This window comes from Phaeobacter sp. HS011 (assembly GCF_018101215.1).
Taxonomy (GTDB): Bacteria; Pseudomonadota; Alphaproteobacteria; order Rhodobacterales; family Rhodobacteraceae; genus Phaeobacter; species Phaeobacter inhibens.
In genome coordinates this window covers 223,293-240,171 of the sequence record NZ_JAGEUF010000002.1, presented here as the reverse complement: position 1 = coordinate 240,171, position 16,879 = coordinate 223,293, and the positions used below count along the sequence as shown (strand labels likewise).

The window sequence follows — 16,879 nt, the reverse complement described above, 5'->3', positions numbered from 1 at the left end:
GAGCCAGAAGATGCCTCTAAGGCGTCAACCAGCCCTCCAGGGAGACCAAGATGAACAAACTCGCAGAGTACGACGGCCCGATCCTGGAAATTGACAAACTGTCGATCTCCTTCTTTACCCGGCTGCGGGAAATTCCTGCGGTGATGGATTTCTCCGTCTCGGTGATGCCCGGTGAAGCGGTGGGGCTGGTTGGCGAAAGCGGCTGCGGCAAATCCACCGTGGCGCTCGGCGTGATGCAGGATCTGGGCAAGAATGGCCGCATTGTTGGCGGCTCGATCAAGTTCAAGGGCCGCGATCTGGCGGAGATGTCTGCGGAAGAGCTGCGCGACGTGCGCGGCAATGAAATCGCGATGATCTATCAGGAGCCGATGGCCTCGCTCAACCCGGCAATGAAGATCGGCAAACAGCTGATGGAAGTGCCGATGATCCATGAGGGCGTCAGCAAGGAAGAGGCCTACAGGCGCGCCCTTGAGGTGGTGACCGATGTGCGCCTGCCCGATCCCGAACGGATGCTCAATTCCTTCCCGCATCAGCTGTCCGGCGGCCAGCAGCAGCGCATCGTGATCGCCATGGCGCTGATGTCAAAACCCGCCCTCCTCATCCTGGATGAGCCGACCACCGCGCTGGATGTGACGGTGGAGGCCGCCGTGGTCGAGCTGGTGAAGGATCTGGGCAAGAAATACGGCACCTCGATGCTGTTCATCTCCCACAACCTCGGTCTGGTGCTGGAAACCTGCGACCGCCTCTGCGTGATGTATTCCGGTGAAGCGGTGGAGCGCGGCTCCATCCATGATGTGTTTGACGAGATGCAGCACCCCTATACGCAGGCGCTGTTCCGCTCCATCCCGCTGCCGGGCGCGGATAAGAATGCGCGCCCGCTGGTGGCGATCCCCGGCAACTTCCCGCTGCCGCATGAGCGCCCGTCCGGCTGTAACTTCGGCCCGCGCTGCGATTATTTCGAGGCCGGGCGCTGCGATGCCCAGGACATCCCGATGGTGCCGGTGCAGGGCAATGACCGCCATCACACCCGCTGCCTGCGCCACGATGAAATCGACTGGGCCGCACCCATCACCGTCGGTGAGCAGAAGGAGAAACCCGAGGTTGGCGAGGTGGTGCTGAAGATCGACGAGCTGCGCAAATATTATGAGGTCTCGGCCAATGCGCTGTTTGACAGCGGCGCGCGCAAGGTGGTGAAGGCCAATGAAACCCTGAGTTTTGAGGCCCGGGAGAGCGAGACCCTCGCCATCGTCGGCGAGAGCGGCTGTGGCAAATCCACCTTTGCCAAGGTGCTGATGGGGCTGGAGACCGCAACCGCAGGCGCCATTCAGCTGGATGGCAGGAACATCGAAGCCACCCCCATCGAACAGCGCGACACCCGCACCGTCTCCGACGTGCAGATGGTGTTTCAGAACCCGTTTGATACGCTGAACCCGTCGATGACGGTAGGCCGCCAGATCATGCGGGCGCTGGAGATCTTTGGCATCGGCGACAGCACCGCTGCGCGTAAGGCGCGCATGTTGGAGCTGTTGGATCTGGTGAAACTCCCCCGCGCCTTTGCCGACCGCATGCCGCGGCAGCTGTCAGGCGGGCAGAAACAGCGCGTCGGCATTGCCCGCGCCTTTGCCGGTGGCGCCCGCATCGTGGTTGCGGATGAGCCGGTCTCGGCGCTGGATGTGTCGGTGCAGGCAGCGGTCACCGATCTGCTGATGGAAATCCAGCGCAAAGAGAAGACAACGCTCCTGTTCATCTCCCATGACCTCAGCATCGTGCGCTATCTCAGCGACCGGGTGATGGTGATGTACCTCGGCCATGTGGTTGAGCTGGGCACCACAGATCAGGTCTTTGCCCCCCCCTATCACCCCTATACCGAGGCGCTGCTGAGCGCGGTGCCGATTGCCGATACATCGGTTGAGAAGCGCCACATCGTGCTGGAAGGCGATATCCCGTCGGCGATGAACCCGCCGCCCGGATGCCCGTTCCAGACCCGCTGTCGCTGGAAATCCAAGGTCGCAGACGGCCTCTGCGAGAGAGAGGTTCCACCGGTGCGCACTCTGGACGGCGGTCATCAGGTGAAATGCCACCTCAGCGATGCCGATCTGACAGAAATGGAACCGGTCATAAAAATCGCCGCCGAGTGATCGGCGGCGCTGCTTGACCTGTCATGGCCTAGGGATTTCTGGCGGGGTTACCCCAGCAGCAGCATCACGATGATCAGCAGGTTCATCGACGCAAACTGCATCAGGCGCGGCATGTCATGGCGGCGCAGAATGGCATAGGCTGCCAGCGCCAGTGACAAGCCCGCTCCAGCAAGAAACGCGCCACCAATCAGCAGGCCGGTCAGGCCGGTATTCGGCCCCCAGGGCGCACCGGGCGTGTAGATCCCCTTGAGACCAACACCGATCAGAATCCCCAAAATGGCGCCCGCCAGGGTGAATTCCACCCCACGCACCGCCAGCGGAGGACGGTCGGCCATCACACTGTCAACGATCTGTGGCGACGGCCCGGACTGGGGCTGCCACTGCATCTGGGTAAGACGTTCGTCAAAGCGTTTGAAAGACACCGGGATATTCCTCTTCTGAAGCTTCAGAATAGTTGCCAAGAGATTAAGGCAACTTTCTGGCAGACAGACGGAGTTAACGCGGCATTAAGGAAGATTATCAGCAGATTAACGCCGATCCCCGGCCCAATCGGCAATGCGCTGCCGAAACAACGGCAAAAGATCAGGGGTAATCAGAAAAAACGCCCGCCTCATCAGGACCGTTTTCAACTCAGATCGCTTCGCAAGGGTCATATTCCACGCGCCACTCCCACCCGACACCGATGGGCGTGTTTCCGCGGCCGTCTGGCAGGCAGGTATCAGCTGCCCCAGATCTTCTTCACGTAATTCTGGGTTTCGCGGTAGGGCGGCACGCCGCCATGTTTGCGCACCGCCTCAGGGCCTGCGTTATACGCCGCCAGTGCCAGACGCCAGGAGCCGAACTTGCGGTATTGTCGCGCCAGATAGCGCGCACCACCGTCCAGATTCTGCTTCGGATCGCTGGCATCCACCCCCAGAGCCTTCGCTGTGGCGGGCATCAGCTGCGCCAGCCCCAACGCCCCCTTGTGGGATTTTGCAGTCGGGTTCCAGCCGCTTTCCTGCTGCACCAGTCGCAGGAACAGATCCTCGGGTACGCCATGTTTCTGCGCCGCTGCCCGCGCAACGTTCAGATATTTACCACGGTATTTGCCACTATACGGGAGGCTGCCGTATTTCGACGGCGTGTGAATGGTCGGCGGCTGCAGGCGGATCGAATTCTTGTACTGCCCAGACGCACGTTCATCCAGCACCCGCGCCTGCGAGGCAAACAGCTTGCGCTGGCTCTTTGTGCTGAACATATCTGCCGTTGCAATCTGACCCGACAGAACCCCGGTCACCGCAACCCCCACCAACAGTTTACGCATTAAAAACGCCTTGCCCCGTCCCCGGTTTCCCTGTCCTTGATTGCGCGAAACTATAGCCGGATTGACTAAAAAGAAAAGCACCTTCGCACATTCCCGTCAGCCAGCGCCCTGCCCCCGCTGCGCGCCTGCGCAAAATCTGTGGATGACCCCAGATATCGGGGCCAGCCGACTTTCATGTGGCGACCTTGGGCGGTACTGTGGCCGCCAACCCGGCGCGACCAGATTCGGACCGGACAGATTTCATACCCCGACGGGGCCGCTGAAACCGCTGAGCTGGAGGGGTAGACCACCCGGCTTTTGCGGATTTTCGCGCCTCCGAACGACCAGACCAAGAGGACAGACCCATGGCAGGCTCAGTCAACAAAGTAATCCTGATCGGCAACCTCGGCCGTGATCCCGAAGTGCGCAGTTTCCAGAACGGCGGCAAGGTCTGCAACCTGCGGATCGCCACCTCCGAGACCTGGAAAGACCGCAACACCGGCGAGCGGCGCGAAAAAACCGAATGGCATTCGGTCGCGATCTTCTCCGAAGGTCTGGTGCGCGTGGCAGAACAATATCTGCGCAAAGGCTCCAAGGTCTATATTGAGGGCCAGTTGCAAACTCGTAAATGGCAGGACCAGAGCGGCCAGGACCGCTATTCAACCGAAGTCGTGCTACAGGGCATCGGCGGGACGCTGACCATGCTCGATGGCCGCAATGAAGGTGGTCAGGGCGGCGGCCAGGGCGGTGGCGGCAGCTACGGCGGTGGCGGCGGCGGCTATGGCGGCGGCGGCGGTTACGACAGCGGTCAGGGCGGTGGCAATCAGGGCGGTGGCTTTGGCGGCGGCAGCCAGGGCGGCGCCTCGCACAACATCGACGATGACGAAATTCCGTTCTAAAGACGAATCACACATCCGCCAGGGCGAAGGCCCCTTGGCGAATACACGTATAATGTGCAGATCCAGACCGGATCTGCACATTTTTTACAATTACTCTGAGTTCTCATAGGGATAGCCCCAGAGATTTCAACAAGGTCACCCGCCTTTAAAATATGGGTCTTTTGAATGCATCTTCTATTTGAATCGCTCACGCGCGCTGCAAATACACATTCTATTAGCATCTCAAACTTAGCGTTTTGTGGAGTAATAACGTTACGCCGGAGCGCCGAGTATGATCACCCGCCTGTTACAGCATATGTCCATCCGGACCAAAATCCTGACTCTTGTCGGAATTCCCCTTCTGATTATCATCGGGATGTCCGGAGCGGTGTTATATACGCTGAACAAACGCGCCAGCTTTGACACCACGCTGACGCGGGACATTATGATCACTGCAGAAGAACTCATCCACAATCTGCAGCTCGAACGTGGCATGTCCTCGGCGTTTCTGACCGGTGATGCGTCTGCCATCCCGCAGGCCCTGACCGATCAGCGACAAAAAGCACAGGATCTGCGCATCCATATGCTTGAGGTGATGGAAACCGCAGATCTGTCACAACTGCATGAAAACACCCGAATCTTCGTCGAACTGGCCCATGATGAGCTGGAAGCCTTGGATGACATCCGCATTCAGGTAAAAAACCGTAGTATCAGCGCACCCGAAATGATCGATTTCTACACCGATCTGAACATCCATCTGCTGGAAACCGCACTGGCGTTCGAAGTGCTCGTCCCCAATACTGAGCTGGCAGAACGCGCGATGGCCTTCACCTATTTTCAGATGGCCAAGGATGCCTACGGTATTCAACGCACAATCGGCGCCGAAGGGTTTGCAAAAGGTTGGAGCGACAGCCTGCGCACCCGCATGACCATATCGTATTTGCAGTCAAAAGAGAGAATGCGCGTGTTCCACGAGCTCTCGGACAGCAAGAGCGTACATCTCTTCGATGAACGCGCCGAGGGTGAGATCTATCAGGCCTTTGCCAAAATTCGCGCGGATGTCTTCGCCAATGTCCCGCCTGAGAACGTAACTTCGGAGCAGTGGCTCAAGATTGCCACCGGCGCGATCACCGTCGTCAAAGACGTCGAGACCCAGATCCGCGATGAGCTCATAGCCGATTTCCAGGCCTTCGACGCTTTTAACAAAAACGCCTTCTACCAGACGCTGACCGGCCTATCCGTGGTTCTCGTAATGATCAGCCTTGCCGCGTTGCTCATTGCCCGCGACATTGCAGGCGGTGTACGGATGGTGACCACCGGCCTGGAGCAGATCACCTCCGGCGATCTGGATGTCACCATCTCGGGAAAATCCCGCAAGGATGAGATCGGCAATATCGCGCGGCAGGCGGAAACCCTGCGCGGGCACGCCGTGGAAAAACGCGCAGCCGACGATCAGCTTGATCGCGCCATGGAGGAGCAGAAACAGGTCTCAAACGCGATTGCAGAGGCGCTGCGTCAGCTCAGCCACAAAGTGCTGGTCTACCGGCTGGACGATGAGTTCCCCGAGGATTTCAAAGGCCTGCGGATGGATTTCAACGATCTGGCTCAATCGCTGCAGGACGCTATGGACACCGTGCGCAGCGCTGCCTTGTCGGTCGGAGATGACAGCCAGACGATTGCCGCCAATATGGATGACCTGTCCCGCCGGACGGAATCGCAGGCCGCCGCGCTGGAACGCTCCACCCATGCGATGAACGAGATCACCACCAGCGTCGGTGAATCCGCCCGCAACGCCAAGGACGCCGAAACCATCGCAGGCACCACTCAGGACAAGGTCAACGATTGCGAAGAGATCGTGCAGAAAACAGTGACCGCGATGGAGGAAATCCGCACCTCCTCGGATGAGATTTCCCAGATCACCAAGGTGATTGAGGATATCGCCTTCCAGACCAACCTCCTGGCCCTCAACGCCGGGGTCGAGGCCGCCCGCGCGGGGGAGGCCGGCCGTGGCTTCGCCGTTGTCGCCAGCGAAGTGCAGCGACTGGCGCAGCGCTGCTCCGATGCGGTATCGCAAATCGACGAAATCACCGCCCGCAGCTCGTCTCAGGTCAATACCGGCTCCACCCTCGTCGGCTCTGCCGGAACGGCAATGGCTGATGTCAGCACGCAAGTAAGCGCGATTTCAGAGCTGATCGTCTCCATTGCCAAGGGGCTGGATGCGCAGTCCTCACAGTTGAACGAGGTCAATCACGCCGTCGGCGAGATGGAGCAGATGACCCAGACGAACGCTGCCATGACCGAAGAAACCACCGCCTCCGCCACGCAGCTGTTCCAGCAGGCGCGCGAGCTGAACACCATGATCGGTGCCTTCCAGCTGGACGGTCCCGCCACCTCCTCGACACCGGAAGAGCTGGCCAGCGATGCTGAAATGGCCGCACAGATGGCTGGCACCCACGAGGGCACCTTCGATGATCAGGATGATGAATCCTGGGTGGCGTAAAGGGCCGTAGCTCTAGCCAAGAGCAGCCCCGCTTTGTGGCAGGGGCTGCTGTTTCTCGACAAATCTCTCGTCAATTCAAGCAATTTGGGTTTAGGCTGTTTCAATCACGCGCCCTAGAGCGCATGTCAGCATCGTAATGAGAGGGAATGAGATGAACAGCGATGAAATGCGCTCAGAAATTTCGAATTTGATGAGCGAGACTACAAGGATTAGCAGCGGATCAGCTGTCTACCCTATGATCCTTGGCGCCATCTTCACACTCGTCATGCTGGCCACGGTCAAGGCCGTTCTGCTCTAATTTTCCTGTCCTTTTGAGATCATGTGGAACAACGCGCCAGACCCCGGCCTAGGATTCGAGGTCACGAGTTCCTTAACCCAATGGGAAAATTCGCCAAACCCTTGCGACCAAACAGCGAGAGCTTGAGAAAGCGATCACCACATACATTAGTGCACTCAGATGTGTTATTTCGCAGCCAAAGCGTCCCGCAGCACATCCAGCACCGCCGCCTGCGGCACATCCCCGGTAACGAAGGCCTGACCGATCCCCCGCGCGAGGATAAAGCGCAGCTGACCGTCGACCACTTTCTTGTCCTGCCCCATCAGCGCCAGCAGCGCCTCGGCATCCGGCAGTTCGCCCGGGATATCGGCGAGGTCGGTCTTCATGCCCATCGCCTTCAGATGCGCCCGCACCCGGCTCGGATCTTCCTGGCTGCACAGACCCAGCCGCGCCGACAACTCAAACGCCAGCGCACAGCCGATCGCAACCCCCTCGCCATGCAGCAGCCGGTCGCCATAGCCCGTTGCCGCCTCCAGCGCATGACAGAAGGTATGACCAAGGTTCAGGAGAGCGCGATCCCCCTGCTCGGTCTCATCGCGCACGACGATATCGGCCTTCATCTGCACCGAGCGTGTTACCGCCTCGACCCGTGCGGCCATATCGCCCGCTGCAAGCGCCGGGCCCTGCGCCTCCAGCCATTCAAAGAACTCCGCATCACCAAGAAGCCCGTATTTCACCACCTCACCGTAGCCAGCCAGAAAATCGCGCGGGGTCAGCGTGCCCAGCAGCGCGGTGTCCGCCAGCACCAGCGAAGGCTGGTGAAAGGCGCCGATCAGGTTCTTGCCCTGCGGCGCGTTGATACCGGTTTTGCCGCCGACCGAACTGTCCACCTGCGCCAGAAGCGAGGTCGGGATCTGCACAAACCGCACCCCGCGCCGCAACACCGCCGCCGCAAAGCCTGCAAGATCGCCAATCACACCACCGCCAAAGGCGATGACAATGTCGCCGCGCTCCACTTTCTGCTCCAGCAGCCATTCCACCGCACGGCTGAACTGTGGCCAGGCCTTGGTGCTTTCTCCCGGCGGCAGCGCCAGTGCATCCATCTCGATCCCGGCACTCGCCAGACCTGCGCGCAACCCCTCAAGGTGATGCGCCGCCACGGTTTCATCTGTCAGCACCGCCACCTTCGGACGGCGCAGCATCGGCGCCAGACGCGCCCCCGCATCCGCCAGCAGATCCGGCCCGATCACCACATCATATGCGCGCTCTCCCAGCGCCACATGCACGCTGCGTTCCAGCATTGCCTGCTCCATCACACCCACTCCGTCACACCCACTCAAGCACATCCGGGCGGGCGCGCAGCGCCTCGACAACCCGGTTCACCATTTCGTCAATCGACGCCTGCCCGTCCGACACCACCGTCAGATCCGCCTGCGCGTAATACGGCACCCGGTCATGATAGAGCGCCGACAGCGTCGCATGGGGGTCCTCGGTGCGCAGCAGCGGCCGGGTGTCGCGATGTTTCACCCGGTTCCACAGCACCTCAAGGTCGGCATTCAGCCAGATCGCCACCCCGCGCTCCGAGATGATCTGACGGTTTTCCTCCGCCAGGAATGCGCCGCCACCAGTGGACAGCACGCCGCGTTCCTCATCCAGCAGCCGCCGGATCACCTGACGTTCCTTCTTTCGAAAGAACGGCTCACCATCGCGGGCAAAGATTTCGGGGATCGTGCGGTTGGCCGCGGCCTCGATTTCATGGTCACTGTCCAGAAACGGGGCCTGCAGACGGGCCGCCAGGGCACGGCCCACCGCCGTCTTCCCTGCCCCCATCATGCCCACCATCACGATGGTTTTTTTCAGCGCACCGGGCACCCGGCGGTCACCCGCGCCACTGAGTGTTTGCTCTTTTTCGCTCATTCTTCAGTGAATGACGTGATATTGCTAAAAAGGCCATATATAACTTGCACAAAAGCCAAAGAAGCAGTGAGCGGGACACCCATGGGGCGATTGATCAAATACTTCCTTTATTTAGTTGTTCTGGCAACGATCGGTTTGGTGATCTATGCCTATGTGGGACCGTGGTTCGGGGCCGATTTCGACGCTCCCACTGCGGAGGTCCGCAAACCGGTGGTTCTGAATGCCGACTAGACAGCGGCGTGGTGAGTCGGCTGGGGCGGCTCCGCTGATGCGCAGCCCCTCTGCCGGTGCAGCCTTCCGGCCAAATCGCCTGCTGAAACAGATTGTGGTGCTGGGCCTTGGTGTCGCGACATCCGGCTTTGCAGCTGCGGCCACCGCCCAGACGCCCGCCGCTCCTGCGGCCTCACCCGTGGCGCAATCCGGACCGCCCAGCCCAGCGACCCCCCGCGAAACACCCCGCAGCGGCGCTGCCAAACCCGGCGACCCGCTCGCCGCCATCGACTGGCTGGCCACGCCTGCGCCCGATGCAGGGCTGCCGGGCACCGTCCTTCTGGAACCGCCCGTCGCAGGCTCCGCCCGACGCCCGGAGGTGACCGTCACCCCGCTGGCCAGCCTTGTGGCGCCGATTGGTCTGGTCAAACCAGCCTCCACCGGCCTGCCCGTCGATCTCTGGCGCGGCAGCAACGCCGAGGCGCTCGCCACGCTGCTGGCCTCGGTCCCTGTGCGCAAATCCCCTGCGATGCAGTCGCTGATGTTCACCTTGCTGCTGTCAGAGACCCGTCCCCCGGTCGAGGGCGGCGAGCGGCTGTTGCTGGCACGGCTGGACCGGCTGATGGATCTGGGCGCACCAGACCCCGCACAGGCGCTGGCCGAGCAGGCCGGCCCCACCCGCAGCAAGGCACGTTTCAAGCGCTGGTTTGACGCCACCCTGCTAACCGGCGATGAACAGCAGGCCTGCAGCGCACTGCAGGATCGACCGCATCTGGCGCCGGACTATGCCTCCCGGATCTTCTGTGCCGCCCGGCTTGGTGATTGGCCCACCGCCGCGCTGCTGCTGGAGGCCGCCCATGCGCTGGAACTGGTGGACAGTCGCCAGCTCGACCTCCTCGACCGGTTCCTGAACCCCGATGTGTTTGAGGACGCACCACCGCTGCGCGCGCCAAAATCCCCAGATCCCCTGACGTTCCGCCTCTATGAAACCATCGGAGAGCGCCGCCCGACCAGCAACCTGCCGCGCGCCTTTGCAGCGGCGGATCTGCGCGACATTGCCGGCTGGAAGGCCCAACTCGAAGCGGCGGAGCGGCTGACCCGGATCGGTGCGCTGAACCCCAATCACCTGCTGGGGCTCTACACCGAACGCAGCCCCGCGGCCTCCGGCGGCATCTGGGACCGGGTCGCGGCGTTGCAACGCTTTGAAACCGCGCTGGAAACAGGCAGCGCCGAGGCGGTCAGCAAAACCCTGCCCAAGGTCTGGCGTGCCATGCAGACGGCGCAGATCGAAACCGCCTTTGCCGATCTCTTTGCCGATCAATTGGCGCGCATCCCGCTGGACGGTCAGGCCGCCAATCTGGCCTGGCGCATCCGCCTGCTCGCCCCAACTTATGAAACCGCCTCTCACAGCCCGCCCCCCTCGCAGGGACGCAGCGCCTTTGTAGCTGCCGTGGCACAGGGGGTGCCCACGCAGGAGCTGGCCCGAAACGGTGTCGAACAGGCCATCGCCGCCGCCTTTGCTGCCGACAGTGCCGCACCGCGCAAACTGCAACGTCTGCTCGACAACGGCCAGCTGGGCGAGTCGATCCTGCGTGCGATGCAGCTCTTTGCGCAGGGCGCGGACGGCAATCTTGGCGATCTGACAGATGCGCTGGCCACCTTCCGCGCTGTCGGGCTGGAAGACACCGCCCGCCGCGCCGCCCTTCAGCTGTTGCTGTTGGACCACCGTTGATGGTCCCCGGCATGAAACGCGCTCACCCATGACCCCACCCGCCGCCCAATCACCCAACGCCCCGAAGGACGATCTGCAGTGGATCGCCACCTTTCTGGATGCGCAGGCTGCCGATCTGGGTGCCGCGCGCAATACGCTGCTCGCCTATGGTCGCGACCTGAAAGATGTGGCCAGTTGGCTTGGACATAAAAACCGCGCCTTTGGCAGTGCGACCCGCGATGATATCGAAGCCTATCTGATCGCCTGCGATGCCGAAGGGCTGGCCCGCGCCACCCGCGCCCGGCGTCTCTCCGCGATCAAACAGATCTACCGTTTCGCCTTTGACGAAGGCTGGCGCAGTGACAATCCCGCCATCCAGATCAAAGGACCGGGACGCCAGAAGGCCCTGCCCAAGACGCTGGAGGTGATCGAGGTGGATCGCCTTCTGGACGCCGCGCGACAATCCGGCCGCAACCTTTCGGACCGGCTGCGCAACACCTGCATGATGGAGCTGCTCTATGCCACCGGCATGCGAGTGAGTGAGCTGGTCGGCCTGCCTGTCGCTGCCGCACGGGGCGATCCGCGCATGTTGCTGGTGCTGGGCAAGGGGGGCAAGGAACGGATGGTGCCCCTGTCGCCCCCTGCCCGCGACGCGCTGGCGGCCTGGCTCACCACGCGCGATGCCGCTGAGGAGGCCGCCGTGGCCAAAGGGGCCGCGCCCTCCCGCTTCCTGTTTCCCTCGCGCGGCAAATCCGGCCACCTGACCCGACATCGGTTTTATCTGCTGATCAAGGAGTTCGCCGTCGCCGGCGGCCTCCCGCCCGAGGCCGTGTCCCCCCATACTCTGCGCCACGCCTTTGCCACGCATCTTCTGACCAACGGGGCCGATCTGCGCGCCATTCAGGCGCTGCTGGGCCATGCCGATATTGCCACAACCGAGATTTACACCCATGTGCTGGACGCCCGGCTGAGTGAACTTGTGCTTGAACACCACCCGCTGGCCCGCAGGGACACCGGATCAGACCAGCCCCTGCAGCAGGACGACGACGGGCCGACAGAATAATTGGCCCCAGATAATCGCCCCAAGGTGCGACAGCTCCGCACCTCCCTCTTGCGACAGCGCGACAGGCACCCCATAACCATGGGGATCTCAACATTTCTTTCGGGACTCTGATGGACAGCACCACGACCTTTGTCGATTCCACCTTCTGGACCACCGCCGGCGCGATTGTCTTCCTGCTGGTGCTCTCCGGTTGCTTCTCCGGCTCTGAAACCGCCCTGACCGCCGCCTCGCGCGGCAAACTGCGCACCCAGGCCGACAAGGGCTCCAACGGCGCCAAACGCGCCCTTGCCATCACCGAAGACAGCGAACGGCTGATCGGCTCAATCCTCCTGGGCAACAACCTGGTGAATATCCTTGCCACCTCGCTCGCGACCGCGCTGTTCACCCGCGCCCTCGGCGAAAGCGGTGTGGCGCTGGCGACGCTGGTCATGACCCTTCTGGTCCTAATCTTTGCCGAGGTACTGCCCAAAACCTACGCCATCTCCAACGCCGAAAAAGCCGCCGCCGCAGTTGCGCCTCCGATTGGCGTATTGGTCACGGTGCTGGCCCCGGTGGTGGGCGCCGTCCGTCTGCTGGTGCGCGGCGTGCTGCGGATCTTCGGTGTGCGGATCGACCCCGACAGCCACATCATGGCCGTGCGCGAGGAGATCGCCGGCGCCCTGCATCTGGGCCACTCCGAAGGCGTGGTTCAGAAAGAAGACCGGGACCGCATCCTCGGCGCGCTTGATCTCTCCGACCGCTTTGTTGAGGAGATCATGCTCCACCGGTCAAATATCGAAATGGTCGATGCCAATCTGGACCCGCAGAGGATCCTCGAACAATGCCTGACCTCGCCCCACACCCGCCTGCCGGTGTTCAAGGATGAACCGGAGAACATCATTGGCGTGCTCCATGCCAAGGATCTCCTGCGCGAAATGTATGCCCAGATCGGCGGCCCCGATGGCGATGCCTCCTTGCTGCGCAACTTCAACATCACCAGCGTGACCAAGCCACCGTATTTCGTGCCGGAAACCACCACGCTTGATGATCAGATGCGCCAATTCCTGCGCGCCCGCACTCATTTTGCGCTGGTCGTTGATGAATACGGCACCCTGCAGGGATTGATCACACTGGAAGACATCCTTGAGGAAATCGTCGGTGAGATCACCGATGAATTCGACCCGGATGAGGAAACCGTGGTGAAGAAGACCAGCGATGGCAACTACCTCGTCGATGGCGCCACCACCATCCGCGACCTCAACCGCGCCACCGACTGGTCACTGCCCGATGATGAGGCCAACACGATTGCCGGTCTGGTCATCCATGAGGCCCAGACCATCCCCATCGTCGGACAGGTGTTCTCCTTCCATAATTTCCGGTTTGAGGTCACCGCCCGCGAGGGCAACCGCGTGACCGAGTTGAAAATCCGCCCACTGCACTAACCCTGCCTCAGCGCCGGACAGATCAAAGGCCGCGGCCCCGCTGGGCGGCGGCCTTGTTGTTTTTGCCTCCCGCAACGCGAATTCACCGCCTGAGCGCCCATTCCCGACCGTGCATGTCGCAATTTCACTGGACTACTGAACACATCTGTCCAGAATGAAGCCAAATTGCCAGTGAGGGATGCAAGATGAAGACGACAACACGGGTAGCAGTGATCGGTGGCGGCGTTGTGGGCTGCTCGGTGCTCTATCACCTGACCAAGCTGGGCTGGTCCGATGTGATGCTGCTGGAACGCTCCGAATTGACCTCCGGCTCCACCTGGCACGCCGCGGGCGGCTTCCATACCCTCAATGGCGACACCAATATGGCCGCGCTGCAGGGCTATACGATCAAGCTCTACAAAGAGCTGGAAGAGATCACCGGCATGTCCTGTGGCCTCCACCATGTGGGCGGCGTCACCCTGGCCGAAACCCAGGAACGCTTCGACATGCTGAAGGCAGAGCGCGCCAAACACCGGTTCATGGGGCTGGAAACCGAAATCGTCTCCCCCGAAGAAATCCGCAAAATCGCCCCCGTCACCAATATCGACGGCATTGTTGGCGGCCTCTATGATCCGCTCGACGGCCACCTCGACCCCTCCGGCACCACCCACGCCTATGCCAAGGCTGCGCGCATGGGCGGCGCCACGATTGAAACCCACTGCAAGGTGGTGGAGACCAACCAGCGCCCCGATGGCACCTGGGATGTGGTCACCGACAAGGGCACAATCCACGCAGAACACATCGTCAACGCCGGCGGTCTCTGGGCACGCGAGGTGGGCGCCATGGCGGGCATCTACTTCCCGCTGCACCCGATGGAGCACCAATATATCGTCACCGATGAGGTGCCGGAGATTGCCGGTATCATCGACGCAGGCGGCGAGCACCCGCATGTGATGGATCCCGCCGGCGAAAGCTACCTGCGCCAAGAGGGCCGCGGCCTCTGCATTGGCTTTTACGAACAGCCCTGCAAACCCTGGGCCGTCGATGGCACCCCATGGAATTTTGGCCATGAGCTGCTGCCCGATGACTTCGACAAGATTGAGGACAGCATCGCCTTTGCCTACAACCGTTTCCCGGCGCTGGAACGCGCTGGCGTCAAATCGGTGATCCACGGCCCCTTCACCTTTGCCCCCGACGGCAATCCGCTGGTCGGCCCGGTGCCCGGCATGCGCAACTACTGGTCCGCCTGCGCCGTCATGGCCGGGTTCTCTCAGGGCGGCGGCGTCGGATTGATGCTGGCGCAATGGATGGTGGAGGGCGAATGCGAACGCGACACTTTTGCCATGGACACCGCCCGCTTTGGTGATTGGATCACACCGGGTTACACCCGGCCCAAAGTCATTGAAAACTACCAGAAACGTTTCTCTATCGCCTACCCGAACGAAGAACTGCCCGCCGCCCGCCCGTTCCGCACCACGCCAATGTATGACATCTTTGATGGTATGGGCGCGGTCTGGGGCGCACAATACGGGCTTGAGGTCCCGAACTACTTCGCTTCCGAAGGCGAGCCACGCTATGAGACCCCGTCTTTCCGCCGCTCCAACGCGTTCGAGGCCACCGCGCGCGAGGTCAAAGCCGTGCGCGACGCGGTCGGCATCAACGAAGTCCACAATTTCGGCAAATACCTGATCAAAGGTGCGGGTGCGCGCGCCTGGCTTGATCGCATCATGGCCGGTCGGGTGCCGCAGGCTGGTCGCCTGTCGCTAACCCCAATGCTATCCCCCAAGGGCCGGCTGATCGGCGATTTCACCATTTCCTGCCTGTCCGAGGAAGAGTTCCAGCTCACCGCCTCCTACGGCTCACAGGCCTACCACATGCGCTGGTTTCTGCAGAATAACGACGAGGGGCTCAGCGTTGAGAACATCTCCGACACCCGCAACGGGTTCCAGATCGCAGGCCCCCGCGCGAAGGAGGTTCTGCAAGCCTGCACCCGTCAGGATATCTCCGACATGCGCTTTATGGATGTGCGCCGCATGACCGTAGGTATGTCCGACTGCATCGTGCAGCGCGTCAGCTATACCGGTGATCTGGGCTATGAGATCTACTGCGACCTGCCCAGCCAGCGGTCCCTGTGGGACAACCTTTGGTCGGCCGGCCAAACGCATGGAATGAAGCCTTTTGGCATGCGGGCGATGATGTCGCTGCGTCTGGATAAATTCTTTGGCTCCTGGCTCAGTGAGTTCTCGCCAGATTACACCGCTGCGGAAACCGGCCTGGATCGCTTCATCTCCTTCAAGAAAGACATCGATTTCATCGGTCGCGCCGCCGCCGAGGCGGAACGCACAACAGGGGCCGCCCGCCAGCTCTGCGCCTTTGAGGTGGCAGCGGAGGATGCTGATGTGACCGCCTACGAACCCATCTGGCACGCGGGTGCGGTGGTGGGCTTCTGCACGTCGGGTGGCTATTCCCACCACGCGCAGAAATCCATCGCCCTCGGGCTCATCCCCCGCGATCTGGCGCAGGACGGGCTGGAGGTGGAGATCGAAATCCTCGGCAAAATGCGTGCCGCACGGCTGATCACCACACCGCTGTTTGACGCCGACGGCGCCCGCATGCGCGGCTGATCCGGCAAGGCGGGTCAGCACTTCTGACCCGCCCTCCCCCCTGTTGCTGAGCCTGCACGCGCTGTGTCCCGGATATAGCGCAACGGATAGGGCCGCCTCCGGTCCCAATGTTTCGCACGCGAAACATCCCGTCAGCATCTCTGACCTTTCACCGCCGCTTTTGCTGGACCCGCCCCCTCTTCTGGCTCAAAATATCCCCGCCGGAGGCATCCAACAGCCCAAGCAAACGCCGGGGAGGCGACAGATATGACCGCCATCGCCACGCTTATCCTCGCTGCGGGGCGCGCCTCACGGATGCGGGGGCGCGATAAGCTGTTGGAGCCGGTTGACGGCACCCCGCTTCTGGTGCGGATCTGCGCGGCTGCGAAGCACAGCGCAGAGACCACCTATGTCACCCTGCCAACACCCGACCACCCCCGCGCCACAGTGATCCGCGACCACTGCCAGGGCGCCAGACCTGTCTATGTGCCGGACGCAGACGAGGGCATGGCCGCCTCCATCCGCGCGGGCATTGGCGCGCTTTCTCGGGCCTATGATGCAGTGATGATCCTGCCCGCCGATATGCCGGAGCTGACAGCCAGCGACCTCGCGCAAGTTGTGGCGCAGAGCAACTCCACCCCGGATCAGATCCTGCGGGCCACCAGCGTTGACGGGACATTTGGTCACCCGGTGGTGTTTCCGCGCCGATACTTCGCCGCACTCAGCCAGTTGACCGGCGATCAGGGCGCGCGCGCAATCCTACGGGAGGCGCAGCATCAGGGCGCGGTGATCTGCCCGGTCCCCCTGCCCGACCAACATGCGCTCACCGATCTGGACACGCCAGAGGCCTGGGCTGCCTGGCGTCAGGCCCGCAAATCTCCTCCAACGGGATAAGACGAT

General features: G+C 62.0%; 13 protein-coding genes. 9 read left to right on the top strand and 4 right to left on the bottom strand.

The window, feature by feature from the left end:
- The first annotated feature begins 50 nt into the window (after positions 1-50).
- Positions 51-2,138: an ABC transporter ATP-binding protein gene (locus J4721_RS04660; RefSeq protein WP_211002189.1), complete on the top strand. Its 2,088-nt coding sequence runs from the start codon at positions 51-53 to the stop codon at positions 2,136-2,138.
- Between the two features lie 47 nt (positions 2,139-2,185).
- On the opposite strand, the gene J4721_RS04655 is transcribed toward J4721_RS04660, so the two are convergent.
- Both J4721_RS04655 and J4721_RS04650 read right to left on the bottom strand, forming a co-directional pair.
- Positions 2,186-2,560, bottom strand: a complete 375-nt coding sequence (locus J4721_RS04655; protein ID WP_211002188.1) for a hypothetical protein — start codon at positions 2,558-2,560, stop codon at positions 2,186-2,188.
- A 296-nt stretch (positions 2,561-2,856) separates the two neighbouring features.
- The gene (locus tag J4721_RS04650; RefSeq protein WP_027247403.1) at positions 2,857-3,441 is read right to left on the bottom strand and encodes a lytic transglycosylase domain-containing protein; all 585 of its coding nucleotides are present in this window, start codon (positions 3,439-3,441) and stop codon (positions 2,857-2,859) included.
- 344 nt (positions 3,442-3,785) lie between these two features.
- Between J4721_RS04650 and ssb the strand changes: the two genes are divergently transcribed.
- Positions 3,786-4,319, top strand: a complete 534-nt coding sequence (gene ssb, locus J4721_RS04645; protein WP_102849048.1) for a single-stranded DNA-binding protein — start codon at positions 3,786-3,788, stop codon at positions 4,317-4,319.
- 271 nt (positions 4,320-4,590) lie between these two features.
- Positions 4,591-6,798, top strand: a complete 2,208-nt coding sequence (locus tag J4721_RS04640; protein WP_211002187.1) for a methyl-accepting chemotaxis protein — start codon at positions 4,591-4,593, stop codon at positions 6,796-6,798.
- 462 nt (positions 6,799-7,260) lie between these two features.
- Here the strand turns inward: J4721_RS04640 and aroB are convergent, their stop codons facing one another.
- Positions 7,261-8,376: a 3-dehydroquinate synthase gene (gene aroB / locus J4721_RS04635; RefSeq protein WP_371816056.1), complete on the bottom strand. Its 1,116-nt coding sequence runs from the start codon at positions 8,374-8,376 to the stop codon at positions 7,261-7,263.
- A gap of 25 nt (positions 8,377-8,401) precedes the next feature.
- Entirely contained in the window at positions 8,402-8,992 is a 591-nt protein-coding gene (locus J4721_RS04630) for a shikimate kinase (protein WP_014879889.1), read from the bottom strand.
- An 81-nt stretch (positions 8,993-9,073) separates the two neighbouring features.
- Between J4721_RS04630 and J4721_RS04625 the strand changes: the two genes are divergently transcribed.
- From J4721_RS04625 to J4721_RS04600, 6 genes are all read left to right on the top strand, one after another.
- Complete coding sequence (locus tag J4721_RS04625) at positions 9,074-9,223, top strand: hypothetical protein (protein WP_211003470.1); 150 nt, start codon at positions 9,074-9,076, stop codon at positions 9,221-9,223.
- Entirely contained in the window at positions 9,213-10,934 is a 1,722-nt protein-coding gene (locus J4721_RS04620; RefSeq protein WP_211002186.1) for a hypothetical protein, read from the top strand. The genes J4721_RS04625 and J4721_RS04620 overlap by 11 nt, the downstream gene beginning before the upstream one ends.
- A 28-nt stretch (positions 10,935-10,962) precedes the next feature.
- Positions 10,963-11,976 carry a site-specific tyrosine recombinase XerD gene (locus J4721_RS04615; RefSeq protein ID WP_211002185.1) on the top strand — a complete coding sequence of 338 codons (1,014 nt, stop codon included), beginning with the start codon at positions 10,963-10,965 and terminating at the stop codon, positions 11,974-11,976.
- 110 nt (positions 11,977-12,086) lie between these two features.
- Positions 12,087-13,397: an HlyC/CorC family transporter gene (locus J4721_RS04610; protein ID WP_014874520.1), complete on the top strand. Its 1,311-nt coding sequence runs from the start codon at positions 12,087-12,089 to the stop codon at positions 13,395-13,397.
- 185 nt (positions 13,398-13,582) lie between these two features.
- On the top strand, positions 13,583-16,000 hold the full coding sequence (locus J4721_RS04605) for an FAD-dependent oxidoreductase (protein ID WP_211002184.1): 2,418 nt from the start codon (positions 13,583-13,585) through the stop codon (positions 15,998-16,000).
- A gap of 246 nt (positions 16,001-16,246) precedes the next feature.
- A complete protein-coding gene (locus J4721_RS04600; protein ID WP_211002183.1) occupies positions 16,247-16,873 on the top strand; it encodes an NTP transferase domain-containing protein in 627 nt (208 codons plus the stop codon).
- Positions 16,874-16,879 lie beyond the last annotated feature (6 nt).